Source organism: Olsenella sp. CU969 (assembly GCF_905219715.1).
Taxonomy (GTDB): Bacteria; Actinomycetota; Coriobacteriia; order Coriobacteriales; family Atopobiaceae; genus Granulimonas; species Granulimonas faecalis.
This window is the reverse complement of sequence record NZ_CAJMXC010000114.1, coordinates 1-3,737: the sequence shown is the minus strand read 5'-3', so window position 1 is coordinate 3,737 and position 3,737 is coordinate 1. Positions and strand designations below refer to the sequence as shown.

Below are 3,737 nucleotides of genomic sequence, written 5' to 3'. Positions count from 1 at the left end.
GTTGGGACGGGGGGGCAGCAACTCCTCCATTTTCTGTGCATTCTCGCGCAGAACGAGCAAAAATGCGCAATACTGTCCACAGTCACGCAAGAANCGGCNCACAGCCGCATCTNCCNCCGGGAGGTCCCATGTCGGAGCATGCCCCGNTCGACGCCGCCGCGGCCGCGGAGGCCGCCTTCGCCCGCGCCCAGTCCCAGCCGTTCCCCGACGACATCTTCACTGCGCCCCAGCTCAACNGGGCCGTCANCGGCTGNGGNGTCATCGCNNACNANATGNCCGAGTCCCTCGCCCTCGCCGGCCGCCGCCTCGCCGGCGTGGCTAACCGCACGGCCTCCAAGGCCCACGCCTTCGCCGAGCGCCACGGCGTGCCCCGCGTCTACGAGACCGTCGAGGAGCTCTACGCCGACCCTGCCATCGACGCCGTCTACATCACCACNCCGCACAACACCCACATCGCCTACCTGCGCGACGCCCTCTCCGCCGGCAAGCACGTGCTCTGCGAGAAGGCCATCACCCTCAACTCCGTCGAGCTCGAGGAGGCCCGTGCCCTCGCCGCCGAGAACNGCGTCCAGCTGATGGACGCAACCACCATCCTCCACATGCCCCTCTACCGGGAGCTCCGCCGCCGCGCGGATGCCGGCGAGTTCGGCCCGCTCAACCTCGTGCAGGCGAGCTTTGGNAGCTACAAGGAGTACGGCGACCTCACCAACCGCTTCTACAACCCCGACCTGGCCGGCGGCGCCATGCTCGACATCGGCGTCTACGCCCTCACCTTCGCCCGCCTCTTNATGGGGAGCCAGNNCGACGAGCNCGTCTCCCTCGNCAACCTCGCGTCCACCGGCGTGGACGAGAAGGGCGACATCGTCGCCCGCAACGCCGAGCAGCAACTTGCCGTCGTCAGCCTCTCGCTCCACTCCAAGCAGCCCAAGCGCGGCGTGCTCTCCTTCGACCGCTGCTATATCCAGGTGGACGAGTACCCCCGCGCAGACAGTGCCAGGATCGTGTGGACCGAGGACGGCTCGGTGGAGGANGTCGCGGCCNGTGAGGAGGCCTACGCCCTCTGCTACGAGATGGCCGACCTCGAGCGCGCCGTGGCCGGCGACGAGGATGCCCGCACCCTCATCGGCTACGCGGCTGACGTCATGGACCTCATGACGTCCCTCCGTGCCGCCTGGGGCGTCGTGTACNCCGAGGAGCGGCANGCGTGNTCNCGCNGCAGCNCCTGGACCGGATCGTGGAGACGGTGAGCCGCAACGGGGCGGCCACCGTTCCCGAGCTGGCTGAGTCGNTCGGCATCAGCGNGTCGACCNTCCGGCGCGACCTNGACAAGCTCGACTCCGCCGGACGCCTGGTGAAGGTCCACGGCGGCGCCGTGTGCCTGGAGGACGAGCACGTGCNCCGCGAGCTCACCATCGGCGAGCGGGCGGACCTCCGCACGGCCGAGAAGGCGCGAATCGCCCGGTACGCGGCGTCGCTCATCGGCCCCGACGACCTCGTNTACATAGACGCCGGTACCACGTGCCGCGCGCTCGTGGANCACATCGGGGAGACCCGTGCCTCCTACGTCACCAACTCGCTGGACAGCGCGGCGGCCCTCGCGGTCCGCGGGCTCTCGGTGGTGGTGCTCGGCGGCGAGGTCAAACCCGCCACGGCGGCACTCGTGGGCCCCGAGGCCGTGGAGACGCTGTCGCGCTACCGGTTCACCCTGGGGTTCTGGGGCGCCAACGGCGTGAGCCGCGAGTATGGGCTCACCACGGCCGAACGGCTGGAGGCGCAGGTGAAGAGGCTCTCGATCGCGCGGACAGGGCGGCCTTTCCTGTTGGCCGACCACACGAAGCTCGGTCGCGTGGGGCCCGTGGTGTTCGACTCGCTGGAGGCGGTGACGGTCCTCACGGACGAGGTGCCGCCCGACTGGGCCGACGTCGCGACGGTCCGCGCCGTCTGACGGGGGACAGGGGTCGCAGCCGGTGCGCCTCCCGCCCTCCTCCCTCCCATCTGAACGCGATTGAGGGCGACTCCCGACGCGCTTTTGCGCCGGAAGTCGCCCTCAGCTGTTTTCAGGGGTCCGGAATCCGCCCCCAACCGAGTTCAGGTGGGGAGGGGGCGTGGCGACGCCATGCGAGCCCGACCAACGTGACGGCGGCTCGACGGCGGGCAAGGTTGGGACAAAAGTGCCCGGACACTTTTGTCCCAATGGTCGGGCACTTCTGTCCCATCGAGCCGAGAGGAAGCCGGCCCATGGAAACCGCCGATGTCGTCTGGATGCCCCGGAAAGCTGTTGTCTCCTGGGCCTGCGCCCGCGCCGCCGTGGTGGAGGCAGGCCCCGGGGCCTTCTCGCTCCCGGTCCCGCGCCGCGTGCTGGTGAACGGCGAGGACCGCGGCCTCACCGACCGTGTGGTCGCTTACGTGGAGGGGCTCGAGCCGGGTGCGCGCAACGTGGTGCGGCTGGAGCCCGTGGACGGTTCCGCGCCCTGGGAGGCCGTGGTGGAGACGCCGCCGGAGTCCGTGCGGCTCGACATCCGCGACTTCGGGGCCGCGGGAGACGGCCGTCGCGACGACACCGGGTCCATCCAGGCGGCCGTGGCCCGCTGCGCCGAGGGCGGCACCGTGGAGGTGCCGGCGGGGCGCTACCGGGTGTCGAGCCTGTGGCTCAAGGACGGCGTCTCCCTCCATCTGGCCCAGGGGGCCGAGCTGCTGGCCGTCTACGACCGGGAGGGGAGGGCGCTCCTCCCTCCCAGCCAGGCCCGCACCGACGGCGGCGCCCCGTACCCGCTCGGCACCTGGGAGGGGGCACCTGGGAGGGGGAGTCCTGTGCCATGTCCGCCGCCGTCGTGAACGCCGCGGGGGTCCGTGACGCCTGCGTCTACGGCCCCGGCACGGTGGACGGCCAGGCCACCGCCGACACCTGGTGGCACGACCCCAAGCGCATCCGGGCGGCCGCCCGGCCCCGCCTCGTCTTTCTCGAGGGGTGCGAGAGGGTGGCCCTGGTCGGCACCCTCAGGGACAGCCCAAGCTGGAACGTGCACCCGGTGCTCTGCCGCGATGCGAGGTTCCTCTGCCTCGCCCTGAAGGTCCGGCCGACTCCCCCCAACACCGACGGGGTCAACCCCGAGAGCTGCACCGGCGTGCTGGTCTCGGGGTGCGAGTTCTCCGTGGGCGACGACTGCGTGGCCATCAAGAGCGGCAAGCTCTCCATGGGGCGCCCGGTGCGCCCTCCCTGCACGGCCGTGCGCGTGACCCACTGCTCCATGCACGACGGCCACGGGGCCGTGGTCATCGGCAGCGAGACGGCCGGGGGCGTCTCCGACGTGGTGGTGGAGGACTGCGTCTTCAGCCGGACCGACCGGGGCCTGCGGGTGAAGACGAGGCGGGGCCGCGGCCGGGGCTCGCCGGTGACCTCCGTCGTCTTCCGGCGCATCGCCATGGAGGGGGGTGCCGTTCGTGGTGAACGCCTTCTGCAACCGCGACCCCGACGGCATGGAGGCCTGGGTCCAGGACCGTTCGTGCCGCCCGGTGGACGCCATGACGCCCCGCTTGGGCTCCTTCACCTTCGAGGACATCGTCGTGCGCGGCGCCAAGTGGTGCGCCGCCTGGGTGGCGGGCCTTCCGGAGGACCCCGTGGACCGCCTCGTGTTCCGTCGGGTGGAGGGGGCCTTCGACGACGGCCCCGACGAGGGGGCGCCGGCCATGGCGGGTGGCGTGGGCGCCTTCTGCCGGGGAGGCCTCGTGGTCTCGGG

4 protein-coding genes and 1 pseudogene are annotated in these 3,737 nt (G+C 71.6%); all 5 read left to right on the top strand.

The window, feature by feature from the left end; translation table 11 throughout:
• Positions 1 to 128: 128 nt before the first annotated feature.
• Entirely contained in the window at positions 129 to 1,247 is a 1,119-nt protein-coding gene (locus tag JX283_RS07935) for a Gfo/Idh/MocA family protein (RefSeq protein ID WP_204830094.1), read from the top strand.
• Complete coding sequence (locus JX283_RS07930) at positions 1,205 to 1,945, top strand: DeoR/GlpR family DNA-binding transcription regulator (RefSeq protein ID WP_204830093.1); 741 nt, start codon at positions 1,205 to 1,207, stop codon at positions 1,943 to 1,945. The genes JX283_RS07935 and JX283_RS07930 overlap by 43 nt, the downstream gene beginning before the upstream one ends.
• 293 nt (positions 1,946 to 2,238) lie before the next feature.
• Entirely contained in the window at positions 2,239 to 2,835 is a 597-nt protein-coding gene (locus JX283_RS07925; RefSeq protein ID WP_204830092.1) for a glycosyl hydrolase family 28-related protein, read from the top strand.
• Positions 2,817 to 3,371: pseudogene (locus tag JX283_RS08905) on the top strand (glycoside hydrolase family 28 protein); the annotation flags it as partial. The gene JX283_RS07925 and the pseudogene JX283_RS08905, both read left to right, overlap by 19 nt.
• A gap of 61 nt (positions 3,372 to 3,432) precedes the next feature.
• A partial coding sequence (locus tag JX283_RS08585; RefSeq protein ID WP_239652548.1) for a hypothetical protein occupies positions 3,433 to 3,737 on the top strand: 305 nt, incomplete at its 3' end.

Excerpts from the sequence above, each read along its gene's own strand:
- JX283_RS07925 (WP_204830092.1), top strand. The coding sequence starts at position 2,239 with ATGGAAACCGCCGATGTCGTCTGGATGCCCCGGAAAGCTGTTGTCTCC.